This window comes from Limnohabitans sp. 63ED37-2 (assembly GCF_001412535.1).
GTDB lineage: Bacteria > Pseudomonadota > Gammaproteobacteria > Burkholderiales > Burkholderiaceae_C > Limnohabitans_A.
Window position 1 is genome coordinate 1,389,614 of sequence record NZ_CP011774.1, and the last position, 23,381, is coordinate 1,412,994.

20 protein-coding genes are annotated in these 23,381 nt (G+C 58.5%); 18 read left to right on the top strand and 2 right to left on the bottom strand.

Annotation, left to right across the window (positions count from 1 at the left end; all coding sequences use genetic code 11):
- Positions 1-229: 229 nt before the first annotated feature.
- Positions 230-1,045, bottom strand: a complete 816-nt coding sequence (fabI, locus tag L63ED372_RS06680; protein WP_062404610.1) for an enoyl-ACP reductase FabI — start codon at positions 1,043-1,045, stop codon at positions 230-232.
- 37 nt (positions 1,046-1,082) lie between these two features.
- Here fabI and L63ED372_RS06685 point away from each other — a divergent pair, with 37 nt between their 5' ends.
- The 12 genes from L63ED372_RS06685 (at position 1,083) to L63ED372_RS06740 (ending at position 17,108) form a co-directional block, all read left to right on the top strand.
- Entirely contained in the window at positions 1,083-2,963 is a 1,881-nt protein-coding gene (locus L63ED372_RS06685; protein WP_062404613.1) for an extracellular solute-binding protein, read from the top strand.
- 3 nt (positions 2,964-2,966) lie between these two features.
- Positions 2,967-4,004: a microcin C ABC transporter permease YejB gene (locus tag L63ED372_RS06690; RefSeq protein WP_062404616.1), complete on the top strand. Its 1,038-nt coding sequence runs from the start codon at positions 2,967-2,969 to the stop codon at positions 4,002-4,004.
- Positions 4,001-5,056 (top strand): ABC transporter permease, encoded by a 1,056-nt coding sequence (locus L63ED372_RS06695; RefSeq protein WP_062404619.1) that lies wholly within the window; start codon positions 4,001-4,003, stop codon positions 5,054-5,056. Before L63ED372_RS06690 ends, L63ED372_RS06695 begins: the two co-directional genes overlap by 4 nt.
- Positions 5,053-6,660: an ABC transporter ATP-binding protein gene (locus L63ED372_RS06700; protein ID WP_062404622.1), complete on the top strand. Its 1,608-nt coding sequence runs from the start codon at positions 5,053-5,055 to the stop codon at positions 6,658-6,660. Before L63ED372_RS06695 ends, L63ED372_RS06700 begins: the two co-directional genes overlap by 4 nt.
- Positions 6,661-6,815: 155 nt before the next feature.
- Complete coding sequence (rimP, locus tag L63ED372_RS06705) at positions 6,816-7,379, top strand: ribosome maturation factor RimP (protein WP_062404625.1); 564 nt, start codon at positions 6,816-6,818, stop codon at positions 7,377-7,379.
- A gap of 71 nt (positions 7,380-7,450) precedes the next feature.
- Complete coding sequence (nusA, locus tag L63ED372_RS06710; protein WP_062407757.1) at positions 7,451-8,935, top strand: transcription termination factor NusA; 1,485 nt, start codon at positions 7,451-7,453, stop codon at positions 8,933-8,935.
- A gap of 26 nt (positions 8,936-8,961) precedes the next feature.
- On the top strand, positions 8,962-11,946 hold the full coding sequence (infB, locus tag L63ED372_RS06715) for a translation initiation factor IF-2 (RefSeq protein WP_062404628.1): 2,985 nt from the start codon (positions 8,962-8,964) through the stop codon (positions 11,944-11,946).
- Positions 11,947-12,321 (top strand): 30S ribosome-binding factor RbfA, encoded by a 375-nt coding sequence (gene rbfA, locus L63ED372_RS06720; protein ID WP_416548496.1) that lies wholly within the window; start codon positions 11,947-11,949, stop codon positions 12,319-12,321. It abuts the gene before it with no gap.
- A gap of 2 nt (positions 12,322-12,323) precedes the next feature.
- Complete coding sequence (truB, locus tag L63ED372_RS06725) at positions 12,324-13,304, top strand: tRNA pseudouridine(55) synthase TruB (RefSeq protein ID WP_062404630.1); 981 nt, start codon at positions 12,324-12,326, stop codon at positions 13,302-13,304.
- A 13-nt stretch (positions 13,305-13,317) separates the two neighbouring features.
- Positions 13,318-15,135 carry a translational GTPase TypA gene (typA, locus tag L63ED372_RS06730; RefSeq protein WP_062404633.1) on the top strand — a complete coding sequence of 606 codons (1,818 nt, stop codon included), beginning with the start codon at positions 13,318-13,320 and terminating at the stop codon, positions 15,133-15,135.
- 13 nt (positions 15,136-15,148) lie between these two features.
- Entirely contained in the window at positions 15,149-16,033 is an 885-nt protein-coding gene (locus L63ED372_RS06735; RefSeq protein ID WP_062407761.1) for a DMT family transporter, read from the top strand.
- Complete coding sequence (locus L63ED372_RS06740) at positions 16,026-17,108, top strand: enoyl-CoA hydratase/isomerase family protein (RefSeq protein ID WP_062404636.1); 1,083 nt, start codon at positions 16,026-16,028, stop codon at positions 17,106-17,108. Before L63ED372_RS06735 ends, L63ED372_RS06740 begins: the two co-directional genes overlap by 8 nt.
- Before the next feature lie 31 nt (positions 17,109-17,139).
- On the opposite strand, the gene smpB is transcribed toward L63ED372_RS06740, so the two are convergent.
- Complete coding sequence (gene smpB / locus L63ED372_RS06745) at positions 17,140-17,634, bottom strand: SsrA-binding protein SmpB (protein WP_062404639.1); 495 nt, start codon at positions 17,632-17,634, stop codon at positions 17,140-17,142.
- Between the two features lie 94 nt (positions 17,635-17,728).
- Here smpB and L63ED372_RS06750 point away from each other — a divergent pair, with 94 nt between their 5' ends.
- From L63ED372_RS06750 to L63ED372_RS06775, 6 genes are all read left to right on the top strand, one after another.
- Positions 17,729-18,169 carry a type II toxin-antitoxin system RatA family toxin gene (locus L63ED372_RS06750; RefSeq protein WP_062404642.1) on the top strand — a complete coding sequence of 147 codons (441 nt, stop codon included), beginning with the start codon at positions 17,729-17,731 and terminating at the stop codon, positions 18,167-18,169.
- Positions 18,162-18,530: an RnfH family protein gene (locus tag L63ED372_RS06755; protein WP_062404645.1), complete on the top strand. Its 369-nt coding sequence runs from the start codon at positions 18,162-18,164 to the stop codon at positions 18,528-18,530. The genes L63ED372_RS06750 and L63ED372_RS06755 overlap by 8 nt, the downstream gene beginning before the upstream one ends.
- A gap of 7 nt (positions 18,531-18,537) precedes the next feature.
- Positions 18,538-19,446, top strand: coding sequence for a class I SAM-dependent methyltransferase (locus L63ED372_RS06760; RefSeq protein WP_062404647.1), 909 nt, complete (start codon positions 18,538-18,540; stop codon positions 19,444-19,446).
- Positions 19,447-19,552: 106 nt separating this feature from the next.
- The gene (gene guaB, locus L63ED372_RS06765) at positions 19,553-21,022 is read left to right on the top strand and encodes an IMP dehydrogenase (protein ID WP_062404650.1); all 1,470 of its coding nucleotides are present in this window, start codon (positions 19,553-19,555) and stop codon (positions 21,020-21,022) included.
- A gap of 69 nt (positions 21,023-21,091) precedes the next feature.
- Positions 21,092-22,705 carry a glutamine-hydrolyzing GMP synthase gene (guaA, locus tag L63ED372_RS06770; RefSeq protein WP_062404653.1) on the top strand — a complete coding sequence of 538 codons (1,614 nt, stop codon included), beginning with the start codon at positions 21,092-21,094 and terminating at the stop codon, positions 22,703-22,705.
- Positions 22,706-22,750: 45 nt separating this feature from the next.
- On the top strand, positions 22,751-23,365 hold the full coding sequence (locus L63ED372_RS06775; protein WP_062404657.1) for an FMN-binding negative transcriptional regulator: 615 nt from the start codon (positions 22,751-22,753) through the stop codon (positions 23,363-23,365).
- Positions 23,366-23,381: the final 16 nt, after the last annotated feature.

Genomic DNA, 23,381 nt, shown 5'->3' on the forward strand with positions numbered 1-23,381 from the left:
AAGTGGCCAAGCGCCGTTGGTTGATCAAGCCCGTGCGCCCGATCAGTCCTGCCACCTTCATCTGGCCCATGGCCACAAGAACATCCTCTGAGCCTGAGGTGAGGTGGGCGCTGAACCGGGCGATTTGGCGAGCGAAGCGAGTTATGAGCCCGGGCAGCGCCCACCTCGCCTCAGGCGGTGTATGAAAAAGCAGGGACCAGGCTTTAGAAAGAGCAGTCCCAGACTTGCATCAAGCCGCAGCCGCTGGCTCCGCAATGCCGCCGACCACTTGGCTGAAACCACCGTCCACATAGGTGATCTCGGCCGTCACACCCGCGGCCAAATCGCTCAACATGAACGCCGCCACATTGCCCACATCCTCAATGGTCACGTTGCGGCGAATGGGCGAAGCCTCGGCCACCACCGACAAAATCTTGCCAAAACCCTTGATACCACTGGCCGCCAGTGTCTTGATGGGACCAGCCGAAATGCCGTTGGCCCGCAGGCCCCGGTTCTGGCTGCCCAGCGACTCGGCCAGATAACGCACCGAAGCCTCCAAGCTCGCTTTGGCCAAGCCCATGGTGTTGTAGTTGGGCACCGTGCGGATCGCGCCGAGGTACGTCAGGGTCAGCACCGCCGATTTGTCGTTCAGGTAAGGCAAGGCCGCTTTGGCCATGGCGGGGAAGCTGTAAGCGCTGATGTCGTGCGCGATCTTGAAGCCTTCGCGCGACAAACCGTCCAAGAAATCACCGGCAATCGCTTCGCGGGGCGCATAACCAATGGCATGCACAAAACCATCGAACTTGGGCCAAGTGGCAGACAGGTCGGTGAACAGTTTTTCGATTTGCTCGTCGCTGCCCACGTCGCAATCAAAAATCAGCTTGGAGTCAAAATCGGCCGCGAATTCGGTGATGCGGTCCTTGAAGCGCTCGCCCACATAGCTGAAAGCCAGCTCGGCGCCTTGAGCGTGGCAGGCCTTGGCGATGCCATATGCGATCGAGCGGTTGGACAACACCCCGGTGATCAACAACTTTTTGCCCGACAGAAATCCTGTTTTTGTGGTCATGCCTTCAACTCCTGAAAAATGTGGGCAGAATTGTCGCATGCGAACACCCATGGCCCGTTTTTGGATACTCTGCTGCTTGGCCTTCGGGCTCGGGTGGGCGGGCAACGCCTGGGCCGCTCACGCTTATGCCCAATTCGGCGACATTCGCTACCCGGCCGGCTTTAGTCACTTTGCTTATGTGAACCCCGCTGCACCCAAAGGCGGTGAGATCAGCTTGGTGCCGCCCACCCGGCAGTCCAACTTTGACAAGTACAACCCCTTCACCTTGAAGGGCAGCGCACCGCCTTCCTTGCTGGGCATGATGTTTGACACCTTGTTGGTGGGCAATATGGACGAGCCGAGCACGGCCTATGGCTTGCTGGCTTCGGATGTGGCGGTGGCCAGCGACCGCATGTCGGTCACGTTCCAGATCCATCCGCAAGCCCGTTTTCACAACGGTGACCCGGTGATGGCGGCCGATGTGCGGCACTCTTTTGAGCGCCTGACCAGCAAACAGGCCGCGCCGCAGTACCGCACCTATTTTGGCGAAGTCAAAAAAGCAACCGTTCTGTCGGAACGCAGCATTCGTTTTGATTTTGTGCGGCCCAACAGCGAACTGCCCTTGATCGTGGGCAGCTTGCCCGTGTTCAGCCAAAAGTGGGGGGTGAAAGGTGGCACCCATCAACCGCTGGACCAAATCGTGATGGACATTCCCATCGCGTCCGGCCCTTACCGCATCGGACGTGTGCAGTTTGGCAAAGACATCACCTACGAGCGCGATCCGAACTACTGGGCACGTGACTTGAATGTGCGCAAGGGCCAATTCAATTTCGACCGCATCACCTACAAAATTTACAAAGACCCCACGGCCCAGCTCGAAGCTTTTAAGGCAGGCGAGTTCGATTACATGCAGTCTTTCATCGCACGGGAGTGGGCCCGGGCGTTCACAGGCCGAGCTTTTGACCGGGGTGATTTGATCAAGGCCGAATTGCCACATGGCAACGCTGGCGACTTTCAAGGTTTTTTGTTCAACACACGCCGTGACAAGTTCCAGGACGTGCGGGTGCGCCAAGCCATTGCGCTGGCGATGGACTTTGAGTGGCTGAACCGCCAACTTTTTTACAACGCCTACAGCCGGGTGCGTGGCTATTTTGTGGCCAGCGATTTCGAAGCCAAAGGTAAACCGGGTCCCGATGAGTTGGCCTTGCTCACCCCCTTGCGGGCCAAGCTGCCTGCGGCAGTGTTTGACCAGGATGTGCCACAACCGCCCCAAACTGCGCTCGACCCCACTTCTGGCCATACCCTGCGCGACCATTTGCGCCAAGCGCGTGATTTGCTCCAAGCCGCCGGATGGACCTACCGCGATGGTGCTTTGCGCAATGCCAAGGGACAAGCCTTCACCATTGAGTTTCTGGACAGTTCGGGCTCCATGGGCCGCGTGGTGACACCCTTTTCCAAGAACCTCGAAAAACTGGGCATCAAAGTCCATTACAAAGTGATCGACTTTGCGCTGCTGCAAAAACGCATGGACGTGTTCGACTTTGACATCATCAGCAACCGCACCGTGGGCAGCGAAGCGCCTGGCACCGAGTTGCTGGAGCGCTACGGCAGCCGATCGGCCGATGTGGAGGGTTCTGGCAACGTGATCGGCCTCAAAGACCCGGCTGTGGATGCGCTGCTGGACAAAGTGGTGAGCGCCACGTCCCGGCCTGAACTCGTGACCAGCCTGCGAGCGCTTGACCGGGTGCTGCGCCACGGCCATTACGTGGTGCCGCATTGGTATGGGGCCGTGCACCGGGTGTCCTGGCGTGCCAAAGCGTTTGCACGGCCTGCCGATTTGCCGCGTTTTTACCAGCCTGAAAAACTGGTCACCACCGTGTGGTGGTCGCCCAATGCCTCATCTTCTGTAGCCCCCCCAACATCCCCAAAGGCCCCCTGACCCATGCTGGCCTACATTTTCAAACGCCTGCTGCTGATGGTCCCGACCTTGTTCGGGGTGTTGTTGATGACCTTTGTGGTGATCCAGTTTGTGCCCGGTGGCCCGGTCGAGCAAATGGTGGCCCAACTGCAAGGCCGTGACACGGGCGGGGAGGGCGCAGCCGCTGCGGGCAGCGGCTACCGAGGCCGTCAGGGCGTGGATGCGGCCCGCATTGCCGAAATCAAGACCTTGTACGGCTTTGACAAACCACCCGCCGAGCGTTTTTGGATGATGCTCAAACAGTTTGCACAGTTCGACCTGGGCAAGAGCTTTTTCTACCCCAAAGACGTCTGGACTTTGATCAAAGAGAAGCTGCCGGTGTCCATCAGTTTGGGTTTGTGGACGTTTTTCCTGAGTTATCTGGTCTCCGTGCCTTTGGGCATCGCCAAGGCGGTGCGGGCGGGCACCCGTTTTGACACGCTCACCAGTTTGCTGGTGCTGGTGGGTTACGCCATTCCGGGCTTTGTGCTCGGCGTGGCATTGCTGGTCATCTTTGGCGGGCAATTGCAGTGGTTCCCGCTTCGGGGTTTGACCTCGTCCAATTGGGAGCAGCTGAGTTGGGGCGCCAAGGTGGTGGATTATTTGTGGCACATCGCTTTGCCGGTCACGGCCAGTGTGCTCGGCTCGTTTGCCGTCATCACCATGCTGACCAAGAACGCGTTTTTGGAAGAAATTAGAAAACAATATGTGCTGACAGCCCGCGCCAAAGGTCTGAGTGAAAACCGCGTTTTGTACCGCCATGTCATGCGCAACGCGCTGATTCCGCTGGTCACAGGCTTCCCAGCGGCGTTCATTGGCGCGTTTTTCACGGGCTCCTTGCTCATTGAAACCCTGTTCTCGCTCGATGGCCTGGGGCTGCTCAGTTACGAAGCTGTGATCCGGCGCGACTACCCGGTGGTGCTGGGCACTTTGTATTTGTTCACCTTGATCGGTCTGGTCACCAAGCTGATCAGTGATCTTTGTTACCTGTGGGTTGACCCTCGCGTGAAGTTCGACAAATGACAGCCGCCAACCCCACCGCATTCCCGCAGCAGTTGTCGCCTTCGGTCCGGGCCTGGCAGCGTTTCCGGCGCAACCGCTTGGGATTTGGTAGCCTGGTCATTTTTGTGACGCTCTTCGTCTTGAGCCTGGGGGCCGAGTTCTTGTCCAACGACAAACCCTTGGTGGTGCGTTTCGAAGGCCAGTGGTATTTCCCGGTGGTGCAGACCTTGCCTGAAAAGGTTTTTGGGGGGGATTTCGACACGCCCGCCGATTACTTGGATCCTTTTATCCAGCAGCAACTGCATAAGGGCGGCAACTGGGCTTTGCAGGCCCCGAACCCTTACCACCACAGCACCCTCGACTATTTTGCGCCCTTGCCCAATCCGGCACCACCCACGGCACACAATTGGCTGGGCACCGATGACCGGGGGCGTGATGTCTTGGCACGTTTGCTCTATGGTTTTCGGGTGTCGGTGCTGTTTGCATTGGCACTCACATTGTTTGGCGTGGTGCTGGGTGTGTTGACCGGCGCAGTGCAGGGCTTTTTTGTGGGCAAGACCGACCTGGTGTTTCAGCGCTTCATCGAAGTCTGGAGCGCCATGCCCGAACTGTATTTGCTGATCATCTTCTCGGCCGTGTTCGAGCCCAGTGTGGGCTTGCTGCTGTTGCTGTTGGGCCTGTTTGGCTGGATGGGCTTGTCCGACTATGTGCGGGCCGAGTTTTTGCGCAACCGGCAACTCGATTACGTCAAATCGGCGCGGGCGCTGGGCCTGGGGCATTGGCAGATCATGTGGCGGCATGTGTTGCCCAACAGCATGACCCCGGTGGTGACCTTCTTGCCGTTTCGCATGAGCGGGGCCATTTTGGCCCTGACCTCATTGGACTTTCTGGGCCTGGGTGTGCCGCCGGGCACGCCCTCTTTGGGTGAGTTGTTGGCCCAAGGCAAAAACAACATCGATGCTTGGTGGATATCGATGTCCACTTTTGTGGTGTTGGTGGTGACCTTGCTGCTCTTGACCTTCATGGGCGACGCTTTGCGCGACGCGCTCGACCCAAGAAAGGTGGACGCATGAGCACGCCGCAAGCTTTGCTGGAACTGAAAGACCTGCGCATCGCCTTTGGCGGGCAGGCAGTGGTGCATGGCGTGAACCTGTGCATCAAGCCCGGTGAGCGGGTGGCTTTGGTGGGCGAGTCGGGATCGGGCAAATCGGTCACTGCGCTGTCGGTGCTGCGTTTGCTGGAGTCCGCTGAGCTGTCCGGCAAGGTGCTTTGGCAAGGTCAAGACTTGCTGCAGCAATCGCCTGCTGAAATGCAACGCATCCGTGGCGACGAGATTGCCATGATTTTTCAGGAGCCGATGACGGCGCTTAACCCTTTGATGACGGTGGGCCAGCAAATCTCGGAAGTGCTGCAGCTCAAAAAGCTCTTGTCCCGGCGCGATGCCGATGCGCGGGCCGTACACTTGTTGTCTGAAACCGGCATCGATGATCCTGCGCGGCGTTTTGGGGCGTATCCGCACCAGTTGTCGGGAGGCCAACGGCAACGCGCCATGATGGCCATGGCTCTGGCGTCCGAGCCCAAGTTGCTGCTGGCCGACGAACCCACCACCGCGCTGGACGCCAGTTTGCGGCTGCAGATGTTGCAACTGCTGGCCGATTTGCAGCAAAAAACGGGCATGGCCGTCCTCCTTATCACCCACGATCTGGCCTTGGTGCGCCACTTCGCTGATCAGGTGGCGGTGATGGAAAAAGGCCATTTGGTAGAGCAAGGGACCTTGCAAGCGGTCTTTGAGCGGCCCCAGCACCCTTACACACAAAGATTGCTCTCCAGCCGACCCAGCCGTGCAGGTTTGGTGGACATGCCTCCATTGGAGACTTCAGCCGTCTTGCAAGCACGCCAACTGCAGGTGCGCTATCCGAAGTCGGTGCCGGGCTTTAAAGCCTGGTTTCAAAAACACCATTTCACGGCCTTGCACGGGGCGGATTTTTCGCTGTTGCCAGGCAGCACCTTGGGTGTCATGGGTGAGTCGGGGTCTGGTAAGTCCAGTCTGGCACAAGCCGTGTTGGGCTTGATTCCTTTTGAGGGAGATTTGTCGTTTGACGGTCATACCTGGCAAGGCAGCCCTGCGCGAGACAAAGCCTTGCGCAGGCAAGTGCAGGTGGTGTTTCAGGATCCCTATGGCAGTTTGTCGCCCCGCATGACGGTGGGTGAAATCGTCTCTGAAGGCTTGCGTTTGCACCAACCGCACTGGACAGCAGAGCAAACCGAGGAACGTGTTCGTGCAACTTTGGCCGAAGTCGGCTTGGTGGGGGAGGGTTTCAATGATGTGCTCAACCGCTATCCACACACTTTTTCGGGTGGGCAGCGCCAGCGCATCGCCCTGGCGCGAGCCTTGGTGGTTGAGCCGGCGGTCTTGGTGCTGGACGAGCCCACCAGTGCGTTGGATGTGACGGTGCAAAAGCAGATCCTTGAATTGCTCAAAACCTTACAAAAAACCCGTGGCATGGCGTACTTGTTGATTACCCACGATGTGGATGTGCTTCGGGCGATGGCCCATCAGGTGGTGGTTCTCAAGTCAGGGCAGGTGCTGGAGCAAGGTTTGGCCGAGCAGGTTCTCGGCGATCCACAACACCCCTACACCCGCAGCTTGGTACAAGCATTCCCCGAGATCAACTGATGTGCGAGCCTGCCCAGGAAGCTTTAATTTCCTTGAAAATCACACACTTAGAGCGGTTTTTCGGATAGAATACTGGCTTCACGACCAAACGGGCGGGTTTTCACCGCCCGTTTTTTTTGGTTGTTTCTTTTTTAACGTTGACATTCCGAAGCTCTGTGGCATTGCAGCAAATTGTTCAAGAAACCGTAACCGGCCTGGGCTATGACCTGGTTGAGATTGACCGCACAGCGGGCGGTTTGTTGCGCATCACCATCGACTGGCCTTGGCAGCCGGGCGCTGAGCTGTTCATCAACGTAGAAGATTGCGAAAAAGTCAATCGGCAGCTGCAGTTCGCCCTCGAAGTCGATGGCGTGACTTACAACAGGCTGGAGGTGTCCTCACCCGGCATCGATCGCCCTCTGCGCAACGAGCAAGACTTTGAGCGTTTTGCAGGCGAGTTGATTGACATCACGCTCAAGGCCCCCATGGGCGAAAACGCAGCGGGTATGGTCAACCCGACCCGCAAAAAATTCCGCGGCACGCTCGAGCGTGACGCCACTGGCCAAGGCTGGCAAATCGTCTGGAGCGATGCACCTGCCGTGAAGCCCGGACAAAAGATCAGTAAAAAGCGGATTCCCGCGCCTTTGCATGCGCTCGGTTTCACGCTGGACGAGTTGCGCGATGCGCGACTCGCACCTGTGGTGGATTTCAAAGGGCGCAAACCCAAGCAGGAAGCCTGACGGCAACCCCCATTTTTTGAGCAAACTTTCGGGCCACATAGAGCAGCCCGGTGGAACAGGAGAGTCAAGTCATGAATCGCGAAATGTTGATGTTGGTCGAAGCCATCTCACGTGAAAAGAACGTTGAGCGCGATGTGGTGTTTGGTGCTGTCGAAGCCGCTTTGGCGCAGGCCACCAAGAAGTTGTACGAAGGCGAAGTGGATATCCGCGTGGCGGTGGACCGCGACAACGGCAATTACGAGAGCTTCCGCCGCTGGCATGTGGTGCCCGATGAAGCCGGTTTGCAATTGCCCGAGCAGGAAATTCTGTTGTTCGAAGCCAAAGAGCAAATTCCCGACATTGAGGTCGACGAATACATTGAAGAAGCCATCGAGTCGGTGCCGATTGGCCGCATTGGCGCCATGGCAGCCAAACAAGTGATCTTGCAAAAAATCCGCGATGCCGAGCGCGAGATGTTGCTCAACGATTTCATGTCGCGTGGCGAGAAGATCTTTGTGGGCACCGTCAAACGCATGGACAAGGGTGACATCATCTGCGAGTCTGGACGCATCGAAGGCCGCCTCAAGCGCAGCGAGATGATCCCCAAGGAAAACCTTCGCAGCGGCGATCGTGTGCGTGCCATGATCATGGAAGTGGACTTGACGCTGCGTGGCGCCCCGATTCTGTTGTCCCGTTCAGCCCCCGAGTTCATGATCGAGCTCTTCCGTCAGGAAGTGCCAGAAATCGAGCAAGGCTTGTTGGAAATCAAGACCTGCGCCCGTGACCCCGGCTCCCGCGCCAAGATTGCAGTCTTGTCGCACGACAAGCGTGTGGACCCGATTGGCACCTGTGTCGGTGTGCGTGGCACCCGTGTCAATGCCGTGACCAATGAGTTGGCAGGCGAGCGTGTCGATATCGTCTTGTGGAGTGAAGACCCCGCCCAGTTCGTGATTGGCGCTTTGGCCCCTGCCAACGTGCAGTCGATTGTGGTGGACGAAGAGAAACACGCCATGGACGTGGTGGTGGACGAAGAAAACCTCGCCATCGCGATTGGCCGTGGCGGTCAAAACGTGCGTTTGGCGTCTGACCTGACGGGCTGGAAAATCAACATCATGGATGCGGCCGAGTCTGCTCAAAAGCAGGCCGAGGAAACCACCGGCATCCGTCAGTTGTTCATGGAAAAACTCGATGTGGACCAGGAAATCGCTGACATCCTGATCGGTGAAGGTTTCACCAGCCTCGAAGAAGTGGCTTATGTGCCTATCCAGGAAATGCTGGAGATCGAAAGCTTTGATGAAGACACCATCAACGAGTTGCGCTCACGAGCCAAAGACGCTTTGTTGACCCTTGAAATTGCGCGTGAAGAGAGCGTCGAAGACGTGTCTCAGGACCTGCGCGACCTGCCAGGTTTGACGCCTGAGCTGATTTCCAAGCTGGTGGAAGCGGGCATTCATACCCGTGACGACCTGGCTGACTTGGCCACCGACGAACTGACTGACATCACTGCTCAGACAGCTGAAGAGGCGACCGCCCTGATCATGAAAGCCCGCGAACATTGGTTCGCTGGCCAGGCCTGAAGTCTGATGGAGGCTTGAACAAAATTATGTCCAGTACCACTGTTGCCGAGTTCGCCAATGAACTCAAAAAATCTGCCGATGTTTTGTTGGATCAATTGCGCTCAGCCGGGGTGACCAAAGCCTCTGAGGGCGATGCTTTGACCGATGCCGACAAGCAAAAACTGCTGAGCTATTTGCAAGCGAGCCACGGCACCGTGTCCGCCGATCGCAAAAAGATCACCTTGGTCAAGAAGTCGACCAGTGAGATCAAGCAAGCCGATGCTTCGGGCAAAGCCCGCACCATCCAGGTCGAAGTTCGCAAGAAAAGAACGCTGATCAAACGCGATGATGAGCCTGTGGCTTCTGCTGAAGAACCGCTTGAGCCTCAGTTTGACCATGCCGAGTTGGCGAAGCGCGAGGAAGAAGCGCGCCGTCAAGCTGAGCTGATCCGTCGCCAAGAAGAGGATTTGGCTGAAAAGCGCCGACTGCGTGAAGCCCAAGAAGCTGCGCAACGCGCCGAGTTGGCGGCCCAAGAAGCCCAAGCCGCGACCCAAGCATTGGCCCTTGCAGCTGAACAAGCTCAAGCCGAGGAGCCCTCATCGGCGGCCAAGACTCAACTCAGCCGTGAAGAGCGTGAGCAATTGGCGCGTGCGGAAGCCGCCAGCATCAATGCGGCGTCTCAGACCAAGCCGGCAGCACCTGTTGCCGCAGAATCGGCCCAATCAGCAGCCGATGCCAAGGCACTGACTGCCGCACAAATGGCGAGCGCCAAGGTTGAAGCCGACAAGGCTGCCCGTGAAGCCACGGCGCTAAAGGCGGCCGCAGAATCCAAGGCGAAGGCAGACGAAGACACGGCACGTGCACAAGACCTGGACGCACGCCGTCGCAAGGCTTTGGCCGAAGCTGAAGCCATTCGTGCCATGATGAGTGCACCCAAGAAGGTGCTGGTCGCCAAGAAGGAAGAGCCCAAAGCCGAAGCCAAAGCGCCGGTTAAAGGCACTTTGCACAAGCCTGCAGGAACGCCTGCACCTGGTGCGCGTGCAGCGGCTGCGCAAGCCGCAACACCTGCCGCACCTGGTGCCAACAAAGAAGTCAAGTCTGCCAAGTTGTCTTCCAGCTGGGCGGGTGATCCTGCCAAGAAAAAGGCGATCCCCACACGTGGTGACACCAGTGGTGGTGTCGGTCGCAACAACTGGCGCACCGGTCCTCGTGGCCGACGCGGCAATGAGCGTGACCGTGATGATGGGCAAAATCAGCAGGCCACGACCGAAGTGCGTGTGCTCGAAGTGCACGTGCCCGAGACCATCACTGTGGCCGAATTGGCCCACAAGATGGCCATCAAGGCCTCCGAGGTCATCAAACACCTGATGAAGCTGGGTCAGATGGCCACGATGAACCAGCCTTTGGACCAGGACACCGCGATGATTGTGGTGGAAGAAATGGGTCACAAAGCCGTGGTGGCGGCGCTGGACGATCCAGAAGCATTCACCGACGAAGAGGTATCGGATCAACACGCCGAGCTGTTGCCTCGCGCGCCTGTGGTGACCGTCATGGGCCACGTGGACCACGGCAAAACTTCGCTGCTGGACTACATCCGTCGCGCCAAAGTGGCTTCCGGCGAAGCTGGTGGCATCACGCAGCACATCGGCGCTTACCACGTTGAGACGCCTCGCGGCATGATTTCTTTCCTGGACACCCCAGGTCACGAGGCCTTCACGGCCATGCGTGCCCGCGGTGCTCAAGCCACCGACATCGTCATCTTGGTGGTGGCCGGTGATGACGGCGTCATGCCACAGACCAAGGAAGCCATCAAACACGCCAAAGCGGCTGGAGTGCCGATCGTGGTCGCCATCAACAAGATGGACAAGCCTGATTCAAACATCGAGCGCGTGCGTGCCGAGCTGATTTCGGAAGAAGTGGTGCCTGAAGAGTTTGGTGGTGAATCGCCTTTCGTCTCTGTGTCGGCCAAAACCGGCATGGGTATCGACGATTTGCTGGAGCAAGTGCTCTTGCAGGCTGAAGTGTTGGAACTCAAAGCCCCGGTGCAAGCCGCTGCCAAGGGTCTCGTGATCGAAGCGCGTCTGGACAAGGGCCGTGGTCCTGTGGCCACCATCCTGGTGCAGTCCGGTACCTTGAACACGGGGGACGTGGTGCTGGCAGGCCAGACTTTTGGACGCGTGCGTGCCATGCTGGACGAAAACGGTGCCACCATCAAGTCGGCGGGTCCCTCGATTCCCGTCGAGATCCAAGGTCTGACCGAAGTGCCACAAGCGGGTGACGAGTTCATGGTCATGGGCGATGAGCGCCGTGCCCGCGAAATCGCGACTTACCGAGCAGGCAAGTTCCGCAACACCAAACTGGCCAAGCAACAAGCCGCCAAGCTCGAAAACATGTTCACCGACATGTCTGCGGGCGAAGTCAAGATGCTGCCGATCATCATCAAGGCCGACGTGCAGGGCTCGCAAGAAGCTCTGGGCGCATCCTTGCTCAAGTTGTCCAACGAAGAAGTCAAAGTCCAGCTGGTGTACTCCGGCGTGGGTGGCATCAGCGAGTCGGACATCAACTTGGCGATTGCCTCCAAGGCCATCGTGATCGGCTTCAACGTGCGTGCCGATGCTGGCGCCCGCAAGTTGGCCGAAGGCAATGGCGTTGACCTGCACTACTACAACATCATTTATGACGCTGTGGATGAGCTCAAGGCGGCGATGTCTGGCATGTTGGCGCCCGAGCAGCGCGAAGAGATCATGGGCATGGCCGAAATTCGGACCGTGTTTGTGGCTTCCAAGATTGGTACGGTGGCCGGTTGTATGGTCACCTCGGGTCAAGTCACCCGCAGTGCCAAGTTCCGTTTGCTGCGCGACAACGTGGTCATCTATACCGGTGAACTCGATTCGCTCAAGCGCCTCAAGGACGACGTGCGCGAAGTCAAAGAAGGCTTCGAGTGCGGTATCAAACTCAAGAACTACAACGACATCAAAGAAGGCGATTACCTCGAATTCTTCGACGTCAAGGAAATTGCGAGAACGCTGTAAATGGTGCGTCGCAAGCAGTCCTCTGTGCCCAACCGCGGTTTCCGCGTGGCCGACCAGATCCAGCGGGATCTGGCCGAGTTGATTGCGCGCGAGTTGAAAGACCCGCGCGTGGGCATGGTCACGATCAATGCCATTGAGGTCACGCCCGACTACGCACATGCCAAGGTTTTCTTCAGTGTCTTGACGGGCAACCCCGAAGAGGCCACCGAAGGCTTGAATGCGGCTGCGGGTTTTTTGCGCAATGGTTTGTTCAAGCGTTTGCACATCCACACCGTGCCGACATTGCATTTCTTGTTTGACCGCACCACCGAGCGCGCCTCTGACATGAACGCATTGATCGCCAAGGCCGTGTCGTCTCGCGCCCAGGAGGACTGAGCATGAATGCGCCACGCACACGGGTGCAACGGCGCCCTGTGCACGGGGTGCTGCTGCTCGACAAACCGCTGGGTCTTTCCAGTAACCAGGCTTTGCAAAAAGCCAAATGGTTGCTTCGCGCGGAAAAAGGCGGTCATACCGGAACGCTCGACCCTTTGGCCACGGGGGTGTTGCCTTTGTGTTTTGGTGCAGCCACCAAGTTCAGCCAGCAGCATCTGGATGCCGACAAGACTTACGAGACCACGGTTCGTCTTGGCATCAAAACCAGCACGGCTGACGCCGAAGGCGAGGTGATCGCTGTCCGAGAAGTGTCATGTTCGGCAGGTATGGTGGTGGAAGTTCTTGACCGGTTCATGGGGCCCATCAGCCAAGTGCCGCCGATGCACAGTGCCTTGAAAAAGGACGGCAAGGCCTTGTACGAATATGCCCGCGAGGGCGAAACCGTGGAGCGCGAAGCGCGAAACGTGGTCATACATGATCTGGATCTGCTGGACATGCAACTGCAAGGTGATGCGCCTTTTTTGCGTTTGCGTGTTCGGTGCAGCAAAGGCACTTACATCCGAACCTTGGGCGAAGACATCGCCGAAGCGTTGGGTTGTGGTGGCCATTTGAGCGCTTTGCGCCGGGTGGTCACCGGGCCTTTTGAGGAAGCCCAGTGTGTGACGCTGTCTGCACTGGAGAACATGGATGAAAGCCAGCGGATTGCGGCGATGCAGCCGGTCGATGTACTGCTGCCGGGCTACACCGAAGTGTGTCTGGACAGCGAGAACGCAGGGAAATTTTTGAGTGGGGTGCGCCGTCGCGGCCCTTGGAATGATTGTGATCAAGTCGTGGTGTATGGAGAACATCCTCGTGCCTTGCTGGGAACAGCGCATGTGCACGGCGGCGAATTGATTCCGGGTCGATTGTTGAGCCCGATCGAAATTCAACAGATTTTGGAAAAATCACCTGTCAACGCGCCATTGCTGGCCGAGCAGGTTTAAAGGAAGAGAAAGCATGAGCAAGCAAATTCGCAACATCGCCATCATCGCGCACGTTGACCACGGTAAAACCACCATGGTCGATCAGCTGCTGCGTCAATCCGGTACGTTCGCCGAGCACGAGAAAATCGTGGACACTGTGATGGACAACAACGCCATCGAACGCGAGCGTGGCATCACCATTCTGGCCAAAAACTGTGCCGTGAGCTGGGAAGGCACCCACATCAACATCGTGGACACCCCCGGCCACGCGGACTTCGGTGGTGAAGTCGAACGCGCTTTGTCCATGGTCGACGGTGTGGTGTTGCTGATCGATGCACAAGAAGGCCCCATGCCTCAGACCCGTTTTGTCACCAAAAAGGCCTTGGCCTTGGGCCTCAAGCCCATCGTGGTGGTCAACAAGGTCGACAAGCCCGGTGCCAACCCCGACAAAGTGGTCAACGCCGCTTTTGACCTGTTTGACAAACTCGGCGCAAACGACGAGCAACTGGACTTCCCTGTGGTGTACGCCTCAGGCATCAACGGCTGGACCTCTTTGGAAGAGGGCGCACCCGGTGAGCAGTGGGGCCCAGACATGTCGGCCCTGTTCAATACCGTACTCAAGCACGTCAAGCCCAACTCGGGTGACCCTGCAGCTCCTTTGCAATTGCAAATTTCCGCGCTTGATTTTTCGACCTTTGTGGGCCGCATCGGTGTGGGCCGCATCAGCCAGGGCACCATCAAGCCCAACATGGACGTGGTCGTGATGGAAGGCCCTGACGGCTCGACCATCAAAGGCCGTGTCAACCAAGTGCTGACTTTCCAAGGTTTGGACCGCGTGCAAGTGACCGAAGCCGGTCCTGGCGACATCGTCTTGATCAACGGCATTGCCGACCTGAACATTGGCGTGACCGTGACCGACCCGATCAACCCAACACCACTGCCCATGCTCAAGGTGGATGAACCCACGCTGACCATGAACTTTTGCGTGAATACCAGCCCCTTGGCCGGTCGTGAAGGCAAGTACGTGACCAGCCGCCAGATCTGGGACCGCTTGCAAAAGGAACTGCAACACAACGTGGCCCTGCGCGTGAAAGAAACTGACGAAGACGGTATCTTTGAAGTCGCAGGTCGCGGCGAATTGCACCTGACCATCTTGTTGGAAAACATGCGCCGCGAAGGCTACGAGTTGGCCGTGTCCAAGCCCCGCGTCTTGTACCGTGACGTCAACGGTGAGCGCCATGAGCCCATCGAGTTGGTCACCGCCGACATCGAAGAAAACCACCAAGGCGGCGTGATGCAAGCTCTGGGCGAGCGCAAGGGCGAGTTGGTCAACATGGAACCCGATGGCCGTGGCCGCGTTCGTTTGGAATACCGCATTCCTGCCCGCGGCCTGATCGGCTTCACCAACGAATTCCTGAACTTGACCCGTGGTTCCGGCCTGATCTCCAACATCTTTGACGGTTACGAGCCGCACAAGGGCGAAATCGGCGGTCGCAAAAACGGCGTGCTGATCTCCATGGACGACGGTGAAATCTTCACTTACGCTTTGGGCAAGTTGGACGACCGCGGCCGCATGTTCGTCAAAGCGAACGACCCGGTGTACGAAGGCATGATTGTGGGCATCCACAGCCGTGACAACGACCTGGTGGTGAACGCCACCCGTACCAAGCAGCTGACCAACTTCCGTGTGTCCGGCAAGGAAGACGCGATCAAGATCACGCCTCCGATCGACTTGACGCTGGAGTACGGCGTCGAGTTCATCGAGGACGACGAACTGGTAGAGATCACGCCCAAGAGTGTGCGTCTGCGCAAGCGTTTCTTGAAAGAAAGCGACCGCAAGCGCAACAAGTGATCGGTTGACCACCATGCGCATGACACACGGTTTGGCCGTATGGACCATGATTGGTTGCACAGCCCTGTGGTCCATGGCCGGGGTGGTGACACGGCATCTGGAGGAAGCCCGCAGCTTTGAAGTCACCTTCTGGCGCAGCTTCTTCACCGTGGTGTCCTTGCTGATCATTCTGCCTTTGTGGCAGGGCAGGGGCGTGTGGTCTCGCTTGCCCTGGCGCAATCGGTATTTCTGGTTGTCCGGCCTGTGCTGGAGTGTCATGTTCACCGCGTTCATGGTGGCCCTGACCCTCACGGCCGTCGCCAATGTGCTGATCACCATGGCTGTCGGGCCTTTGTTCACCGCCCTGTTCACGCGCGTGTTTTTGCGCCACCCATTGCCTTTGCGCACCTGGGTGGCCATTGTGCTGGCCGGTATCGGCATTGGCTGGATGTACGGTACCCAATTGAGCTTGGGCGATCCCAATTTCCTGCTCGGTTCTCTGGTGGCTTTGTGTGTGCCCATAGCGGGTGCCGTGCAATGGACCTTGGCGCAAAAAAGCCAAAGCGACGGCCACAATCTGGACCTGGTGCCTTCGGTGTTGTTGGGGGCTGTTTTTTCCACCTTGCTGACACTGCCTTTGGCCATGCCGTTTCAGGCGTCGACCCATGACGTGGGCTTGCTCGCCATTTTGGGTTTGTTCCAGTTGGCCATCCCCTGTGTGTTGTCGGTGGTGTGTGTGCGTGTGCTCAAAGCCCCTGAAGCGTCCTTGTTGTGTCTTCTGGAGATCGTGTTTGGCATCGCTTTGGCCTGGTGGGGGGCCAACGAAGCACCTCAAATGAGCGTATTGTTGGGAGGGTCCCTCGTTCTCGGGGCTCTGCTCATGAACCAATGGTTAGGCTGGAAACAAAACAATGTCTGATGTCATCGCGCAGATTGAAGGCCGCATCGGCTGCATCACCCTCAACCGCCCCAAGGCCCTGAATGCTTTGTCGCTTGACATGGTGCGGGCCTTGACCCGGGCTTTGCTCGATTGGCAAGCCAATCCCCAAGTCTTGGCCGTGGCCGTACGCGGTACGGGCAAAGAAGCACCTTTTGGTGCATTTTGTGCGGGTGGGGACATCCGATTTTTTCACCAGGCGGCCACAGCAGGTGATGCCTCTTTGGGTGATTTTTTCACCGAAGAATACCGCCTCAACCACCTGATCCACACCTACAGCAAGCCTTATATCGCTTTCATGGATGGCATCGTCATGGGTGGCGGCATGGGCATCAGCCAGGGCGCGAGCGTGCGTGTGGTGACCGAGCGCACCAAGATGGCCATGCCTGAAACCAACATCGGCTTGTTTCCGGATGTTGGCGGCGGTTATTTCCTGAGCCGTTGCCCGGGGCGCTTGGGCGAATACCTGGGCCTCACGGGGTTGATGCTGAGCGGGCCTCAAGCTGTGGCCGCCAAGTTGGCCGACATTGCCCTGCCCAGCGGCATGCTCGAGCCCATTTGGCAAACCTTGATCAGCAGCCCTTTTGAGAACGCCGAGTCGGTGGAGCGTTGGGTGATGGCCCAAGCCGGTGCCATAACCCCCGAAAAGCTCACGCCTCAGCCGCAGATTGATGAAGTTTTCGCCTTGCCCAGCATTGCCGATATGCTGCACAAACTGGAGTCGGCCACTGACGAATGGAGCCAGAAGACGGCCCACACTTTGCGCCACCGCTCGCCCTTGATGCTGCATGTGGTGCTCGAGCAAATTCGCCGCGCCCGTCAAATGAGCCTGGCCGACGACTTGCGCATGGAGCGCGACATGGTGCACCACTGTTTCCACCTGCGCTCGGTGGCCGACTGTGAAACGGTAGAAGGCATCCGCGCCTTGGCGGTGGACAAAGACCACAGTCCGAACTGGAAACCGGCCCGTGTGGAAGAGGTAGATCTGTCAGAAGCGGCGCGTTTCTTTGCCAGTCCTTGGCCTTCAGACCACCATCCGCTGCGCGATTTGAGCTGAACGCCAGCGTCTTGGAATGGCGCTTTGGCGCTCAGCGGTCGCGGTGGCGGCTTTTCATGGCGCGTTCGACTTCGCGTTTGCCTTCGCGGTCCTTGATGGTGTCGCGTTTGTCGTGCTCGGCCTTGCCCTTGGCCAGCGCGATGTCGCATTTGACCTTGCCCGATTTCCAGTGCAAATTGATTGGCACCAGGGTGTAGCCCTTTTGCTCGATCTTGCCGATCAGCCGCTTGATCTCTTCCTTGTTCAGCAGCAGTTTGCGCGTGCGTGCCGCTTCAGGATTGATGTGGGTCGATGCAGTTTTGAGCGGGTTGATCAGGCAACCAATGATGAACAACTCGCCATTGCGAATGACCACATAACCGTCGGTGAGCTGCACCTTGCCTTCACGGATGGCCTTGACTTCCCAGCCTTCCAGCACCATGCCCGCCTCGTAGCGTTCTTCAAAAAAATAGTCGAAGGACGCTTTTTTGTTCTCGGCAATCTTGGCAAAAACGGGAGCAGCAGGGGTCTTTTTGGTGGTGGCCATGAGGAGCAAATAAGGACGGCACAGCCGTTCACAAGGGTGTGCAGCCGGGCGATGCGCCCGCAGGCATGTCGAAAAACTACAATCGCTGCATTGTATGAAGAATATCCACAAGTCCGTTCTGATCTGGTACTCGCCAGAAGAAATGTTTCGCCTCGTGACCGACGTGGCGCGTTACCCCGAGTTTCTGCCTTGGTGTGACCGTGCCAGTGTGCTTGAAACCGACCCGCAAGGCATGGTGGCCGAGGTCGGTATCAGCCTGGGCGGCATCCAGCAAACCTTCACCACGCGCAACACCCACGAAGAAGGCCGATCGGTGGGGATGAGCCTGGTCAAAGGCCCGTTTTCCAACCTGAGCGGCATGTGGCGTTTCACCCCCGTGGGCGACGGCACGCAACGGGCGTGCAAAGTGGAGCTGGATCTGCAATACGGCTTTTCCAGCAAAACCTTGGCGGCGCTCGTGGGCCCGGTCTTCGACAAGATCGCAGCCAGTCTGGTCGATGCCTTTGTGAAACGTGCTGAAGCGGTTTATGGCTGAGCCGACGGTTCAGGTGGTGCTGTGCTGGAGCCTTGAACCGCGGCATGTTCATGAGATGCGCCTGCAAGTGCCTGAGGGCATCACTGTTCAAGATGTCTTGAATCAGGGCTTGGCCTTGTGCCTGCAAGCGAATGGTTCGAGCGACAGCGCCTCTTTGTCCTCTCTACAGTTTCAGCAACCCGGCATCTGGGGCAAAAAAGTCTCCTGGACGCAAGTGGTTCAAGCCGGTGACCGCATCGAGTTGTACCGCCCCCTCAAAGTTGACCCCAAAGTCGCACGTCGCCAGCGCTTCAAGCGCCAAGGTAAAGGCCGAACGGGCCTCTTCGCCAATCGCAAGAGCGGTTCTGCTGCCGGGTATTGATACCACCATGCAAGCCCTTTTGAACGCCATCACCCAGATGACCATCACAGCTGATGCGCACCGTGTTTTCCACGGCCGTGGTGGCGTGTACCCCGGCTGCGAACACTGGACGCTGGACTGGTTCGCGCCCGTGTGGGTTTTGACCAGCTTCAAACCCGTTAGCGAAGACGAGCTGGCCCTGTGCCACCAGGCTTTGGCGCAGCGCTGGGAAACCTTGGCCCCTGGCGAGCCGCTCAATTGGGTGTTTCAGTGCCGTGCACAAGGCGAAGCACAAACCCGCCTCATGGCCGGTAGCGTGCCCGAGCCGCATGTGGTGATCGAGCAGGGCGCCCAGTACCTGGTGCATGTGATGCGCGGTCAAAACCACGGTCTGTTTCTGGACATGGCCAACGGGCGCGAGTGGCTGAAGGCCCATGCGCTTCATGAAAACATCCTCAACCTGTTTGCCTACACCTGCGCTTTTTCGGTGGTGGCGCTGCAGGGTGGGGCGGCGCAGGTGGTCAATCTGGACATGAGCCAGGGCGCTCTGGCTGTGGGCCAGCAAAACCACCGTCTCAACGACTTGCCTGCCAAAGCCCGCTTTTTGGGCCATGACATCTTCAAGACCTGGGGCAAGATCAACAAAATGGGGCCCTATGGCGTGATCGTGATTGATCCACCCAGTTACCAAAAGGGCAGCTTCATCGCCACCAAGGACTACATCAAGCTGATCCGCCGCTTGCCGGATTTGCTGGAGCCGCAAGGCCATGTGCTGCTGTGCCTGAACGCGCCCGAATTGGACACGGCTTTTTTGCATGCCCAGGTGGCCGAAGCCGCGCCCACCCTCCGCTTTGTCGAACGTTTGCCCAACCCAGAGCCTTTTGTGGACATCGACCCAGAAAAGTCGCTCAAGGTCTTGCATTACCAAAACAGCTGATCCTGGTACGCCTGAGACTTGGCGTCGGCGAGCCCTGATTTTGCGCCCTCATCAGGGAAATCCCTTGGGTTGGACGGGTACAATCCATTTTTTGGAGCCTCAGCTTATGCGCCTACTCGGTAAAGCCCTGACTTTTGACGACGTTCTCCTCGTCCCCGCTTACTCCCAAGTCCTGCCCAAGGACACGTCCCTTGCGACGCAATTCACCCGCAACATCCGCCTGAACCTGCCCCTGGTGTCCGCCGCCATGGACACCGTGACCGAAGCGCGACTGGCCATCGCCATCGCCCAAGAAGGCGGCATCGGCATCGTTCACAAAAACCTCACCGCACAAGAGCAAGCCGCTCAAGTGGCCAAGGTCAAGCGTTACGAATCGGGCGTGCTGCGTGACCCGGTCGTCATCACCCCGGACACCACCGTGCGCCAGGTCATGGCCCTCTCCGACGAGCTCGGCGTGTCAGGTTTTCCGGTCTGCGACGGCGGCAAGGTGGTCGGCATCGTGACTGGCCGAGATCTGCGCTTTGAGACCCGCTACGACCAAAAAGTCAGCGAGATCATGACCCCGCGCGAGCGCCTGATCACCGTGCCCGAAGGCACCACGCCTGAGCAAGCCAAGCACCTGCTCAACAAACACAAGCTTGAGCGCCTGCTGGTGGTAAACGACGCCTTTGAGCTCAAGGGCCTGATCACCGTCAAAGACATCACCAAACAGCTGAACTTCCCGAACGCCGCTCGCGACGGCGCAGGCCAACTGCGCGTGGGCGCGGCGGTGGGCGTGGGCGAGGGCACCGAAGAGCGTGTGGAAGCCCTGGCCCGTGCGGGCGTGGACGCCATCGTGGTGGACACTGCACACGGCCACAGCAAAGGCGTGATCGACCGCGTGCGCTGGGTCAAGCAAAACTACCCGCACATCGAAGTCATCGGCGGAAACATCGCCACCGGCGCTGCCGCTTTGGCCCTGGTCGAAGCCGGTGCCGACGCGGTCAAAGTGGGCATTGGGCCGGGTTCGATCTGCACCACCCGCATCGTGGCGGGTGTGGGCGTGCCACAAATCATGGCGGTGGACTCCGTGGCCACAGCCCTCAAAGGCACGGGGGTACCTCTGATTGCTGACGGCGGTATCCGCTACAGCGGCGACATCGCCAAGGCGATTGCCGCAGGCGCGGGCACGGTGATGATGGGTGGCATGTTCGCGGGCACCGAAGAGGCTCCGGGTGAGATCGTGTTGTTCCAGGGCCGCAGCTACAAGAGCTACCGCGGCATGGGCTCGATTGGTGCCATGCAACAAGGCAGTGCCGACCGCTACTTCCAAGAGTCCAGCACCGGCAATCCCAATGCCGACAAATTGGTCCCAGAGGGCATTGAAGGCCGCGTGCCTTACAAAGGATCGGTCGTTTCCATCATCTACCAAATGGCGGGCGGCTTGCGTGCCAGCATGGGCTACTGCGGCTGCGCGACGATCGAGGCCATGCACAACGAATCCCAGTTTGTGGAAATCACCGCAGCGGGTATCCGTGAAAGCCATGTCCATGACGTGCAGATTACCAAGGAAGCCCCCAACTACCGGGCTGAGTAAAATCTGATCCTGATCACCAAGGCGTCTGCACCCCAGACGCCTTTTCATTTCTTTAGAACGGCGCCTGCCATGCAGCACTCCAAAATCCTGATCCTCGACTTCGGATCGCAAGTCACCCAGCTGATTGCCCGCCGCGTGCGCGAAGCGCATGTGTTTTGCGAAGTCCATCCCTGCGATGTGAGCAGCGACTGGGTCCGCGAGTACGCCAAGGACGGCAACCTCAAAGGCGTGATCCTGTCGGGCTCACATGCCAGCGTCTACGAAGTTGATGACCGTGCACCGGATGCCGTTTTTGAGTTGGGCATCCCTGTTTTGGGCATTTGCTACGGCATGCAAACCATGGCGCAGCAGCTGGGAGGCAAAGTGGAGGCGGGCACCACACGCGAGTTTGGCTACGCCGAAGTCCGCGCCCATGGCCACACTGAACTGCTCAAAGGCATTGAAGATTTCGCCACGGCCGAAGGCCACGGCATGCTCAAGGTTTGGATGAGCCACGGCGACAAAGTCACGGCCATGCCACCCGGCTTCAAAGTCATGGCCTCTACACCGGCTTGCCCCATCGCCGGTATGGCCGACGAAACCCGCCACTTTTACGCGGTGCAGTTCCACCCTGAAGTCACGCACACCGTGCAGGGTCAGGCCTTGCTCAACCGTTTTGTGCTCGACATCTGCCAAGCTCGCCAAGACTGGATCATGGGTGACTACATCGAAGAAGCCGTGGCCAAGATCCGCGCACAGGTCGGTGACGAAGAAGTCATTCTCGGCTTGTCCGGCGGCGTGGACTCCTCCGTGGCGGCTGCGTTGATCCACCGCGCCATTGGCGACAAACTGACCTGCGTGTTTGTGGACCACGGTCTGCTGCGCCTGAATGAAGGCGACATGGTCATGGACATGTTCGTCGGCAAGTTGCACGCCAAAGTGATCCGTGTGGACGCCAGTGACTTGTTCCTCGGCAAACTGGCGGGCGTGAGCGAGCCTGAAGCCAAGCGCAAAATCATTGGCGGTTTGTTTGTGGACGTGTTCAAGGAGCAAGCGGCCAAGCTCAAAGCAGGTGATGGCGGACACAAAGGTGCGACCTTCTTGGCACAAGGGACGATTTACCCCGACGTGATCGAGTCGGGCGGCGCCAAGAGCAAGAAAGCCGTCACCATCAAGAGCCACCACAATGTGGGCGGCTTGCCAGAGCAACTGGGCTTGAAGCTGTTGGAGCCATTGCGCGAACTGTTCAAAGACGAAGTGCGCGAACTCGGCGTGGCGTTGGGCTTGCCCCGCGAGATGGTCTACCGCCACCCCTTCCCAGGCCCCGGCCTGGGCGTGCGGATTCTGGGCGAAGTCAAAAAAGAATACGCAGATCTGCTGCGCCGTGCGGACGCGATCTTCATCGAAGAGCTGCGCAACTTCACCGACGAATCCGGCAAGACCTGGTACGACTTGACCAGTCAGGCCTTCACCGTCTTTTTGCCCGTGAAAAGCGTGGGCGTGATGGGCGACGGCCGCACTTACGACTACGTGGTGGCCCTGCGTGCCGTTCAGACCAGCGACTTCATGACGGCGGACTGGGCCGAGCTGCCCTATGCGCTGCTCAAGAAAGTCTCGGGACGCATCATCAACGAGGTGCGTGGCATCAACCGAGTCACATACGACGTGAGTTCAAAACCACCGGCGACGATCGAGTGGGAATGACAGACAAGGCACCATAGGGTGCCTTTGTTTTGGTACAGTCTTTTCATGTACCTGCCCCAACAATTCAACCATCCGCAGCATGCTGCGACCATCATGCGCGAGCACCCGTTTGCCAGTTTGGTGTCTACCGACGGTGATGGTTTTCCGTTTGTCACCCATTTGCCTCTCAAATTGATCGAGGAGGGCGGCCAGCCGGTAGCGCTGCTCGGGCACTGTGCCCGTGCCAATCCGCATGCCGGATTTTTGCAAGCGCGTCCGCAGGCGTTGGTGACGTTCATGGGGCCGCAGGCTTACATGTCTCCAGCCGTTTACCCCGATTTGCTGCGTGTGCCAACTTGGACTTATCTGGCGGTGCATGCCCGGGTAGAGGCCCGCATGCTGGGTGGCGACGATGCCAAAGACGCCATGCTCAAGCAGATGATTGCCGACCACGAGCCCGCTTATGCCGCGCAGTGGCGTGCACTGCCCGAGAGTTACGCCCACGGCATGCTCAATGGCATTGTGGCGTTTGAGTTGAAGATTCTGGACTTGCAAACCAAGGTCAAGATCAACCAGCACCGCCCTGAGTCGCACGCGGCCATGCACGCAGCCTATACCCAAGGCGGCGAACAAGAGCAAGCCCTGGCCCAGTGGATGCAGCGGTTGGGCATGGTGGCGTGACCGTGAATACGCCATG

Bases quoted from the DNA above. Each gene is read 5' to 3' on its own strand.
- fabI (WP_062404610.1), bottom strand. From the start codon at position 1,045: ATGACCACAAAAACAGGATTTCTGTCGGGCAAAAAGTTGTTGATCACC.
- L63ED372_RS06685 (WP_062404613.1), top strand. From the start codon at position 1,083: ATGCGAACACCCATGGCCCGTTTTTGGATACTCTGCTGCTTGGCCTTC.
- L63ED372_RS06690 (WP_062404616.1), top strand. From the start codon at position 2,967: ATGCTGGCCTACATTTTCAAACGCCTGCTGCTGATGGTCCCGACCTTG.
- L63ED372_RS06695 (WP_062404619.1), top strand. From the start codon at position 4,001: ATGACAGCCGCCAACCCCACCGCATTCCCGCAGCAGTTGTCGCCTTCG.
- L63ED372_RS06700 (WP_062404622.1), top strand. From the start codon at position 5,053: ATGAGCACGCCGCAAGCTTTGCTGGAACTGAAAGACCTGCGCATCGCC.
- nusA (WP_062407757.1), top strand. From the start codon at position 7,451: ATGAATCGCGAAATGTTGATGTTGGTCGAAGCCATCTCACGTGAAAAG.
- infB (WP_062404628.1), top strand. From the start codon at position 8,962: ATGTCCAGTACCACTGTTGCCGAGTTCGCCAATGAACTCAAAAAATCT.
- rbfA (WP_416548496.1), top strand. From the start codon at position 11,947: ATGGTGCGTCGCAAGCAGTCCTCTGTGCCCAACCGCGGTTTCCGCGTG.
- truB (WP_062404630.1), top strand. From the start codon at position 12,324: ATGAATGCGCCACGCACACGGGTGCAACGGCGCCCTGTGCACGGGGTG.
- typA (WP_062404633.1), top strand. From the start codon at position 13,318: ATGAGCAAGCAAATTCGCAACATCGCCATCATCGCGCACGTTGACCAC.
- L63ED372_RS06735 (WP_062407761.1), top strand. From the start codon at position 15,149: ATGCGCATGACACACGGTTTGGCCGTATGGACCATGATTGGTTGCACA.
- L63ED372_RS06740 (WP_062404636.1), top strand. From the start codon at position 16,026: ATGTCTGATGTCATCGCGCAGATTGAAGGCCGCATCGGCTGCATCACC.
- smpB (WP_062404639.1), bottom strand. From the start codon at position 17,634: ATGGCCACCACCAAAAAGACCCCTGCTGCTCCCGTTTTTGCCAAGATT.
- L63ED372_RS06750 (WP_062404642.1), top strand. From the start codon at position 17,729: ATGAAGAATATCCACAAGTCCGTTCTGATCTGGTACTCGCCAGAAGAA.
- L63ED372_RS06755 (WP_062404645.1), top strand. From the start codon at position 18,162: ATGGCTGAGCCGACGGTTCAGGTGGTGCTGTGCTGGAGCCTTGAACCG.
- L63ED372_RS06760 (WP_062404647.1), top strand. From the start codon at position 18,538: ATGCAAGCCCTTTTGAACGCCATCACCCAGATGACCATCACAGCTGAT.
- guaB (WP_062404650.1), top strand. From the start codon at position 19,553: ATGCGCCTACTCGGTAAAGCCCTGACTTTTGACGACGTTCTCCTCGTC.
- guaA (WP_062404653.1), top strand. From the start codon at position 21,092: ATGCAGCACTCCAAAATCCTGATCCTCGACTTCGGATCGCAAGTCACC.
- L63ED372_RS06775 (WP_062404657.1), top strand. From the start codon at position 22,751: ATGTACCTGCCCCAACAATTCAACCATCCGCAGCATGCTGCGACCATC.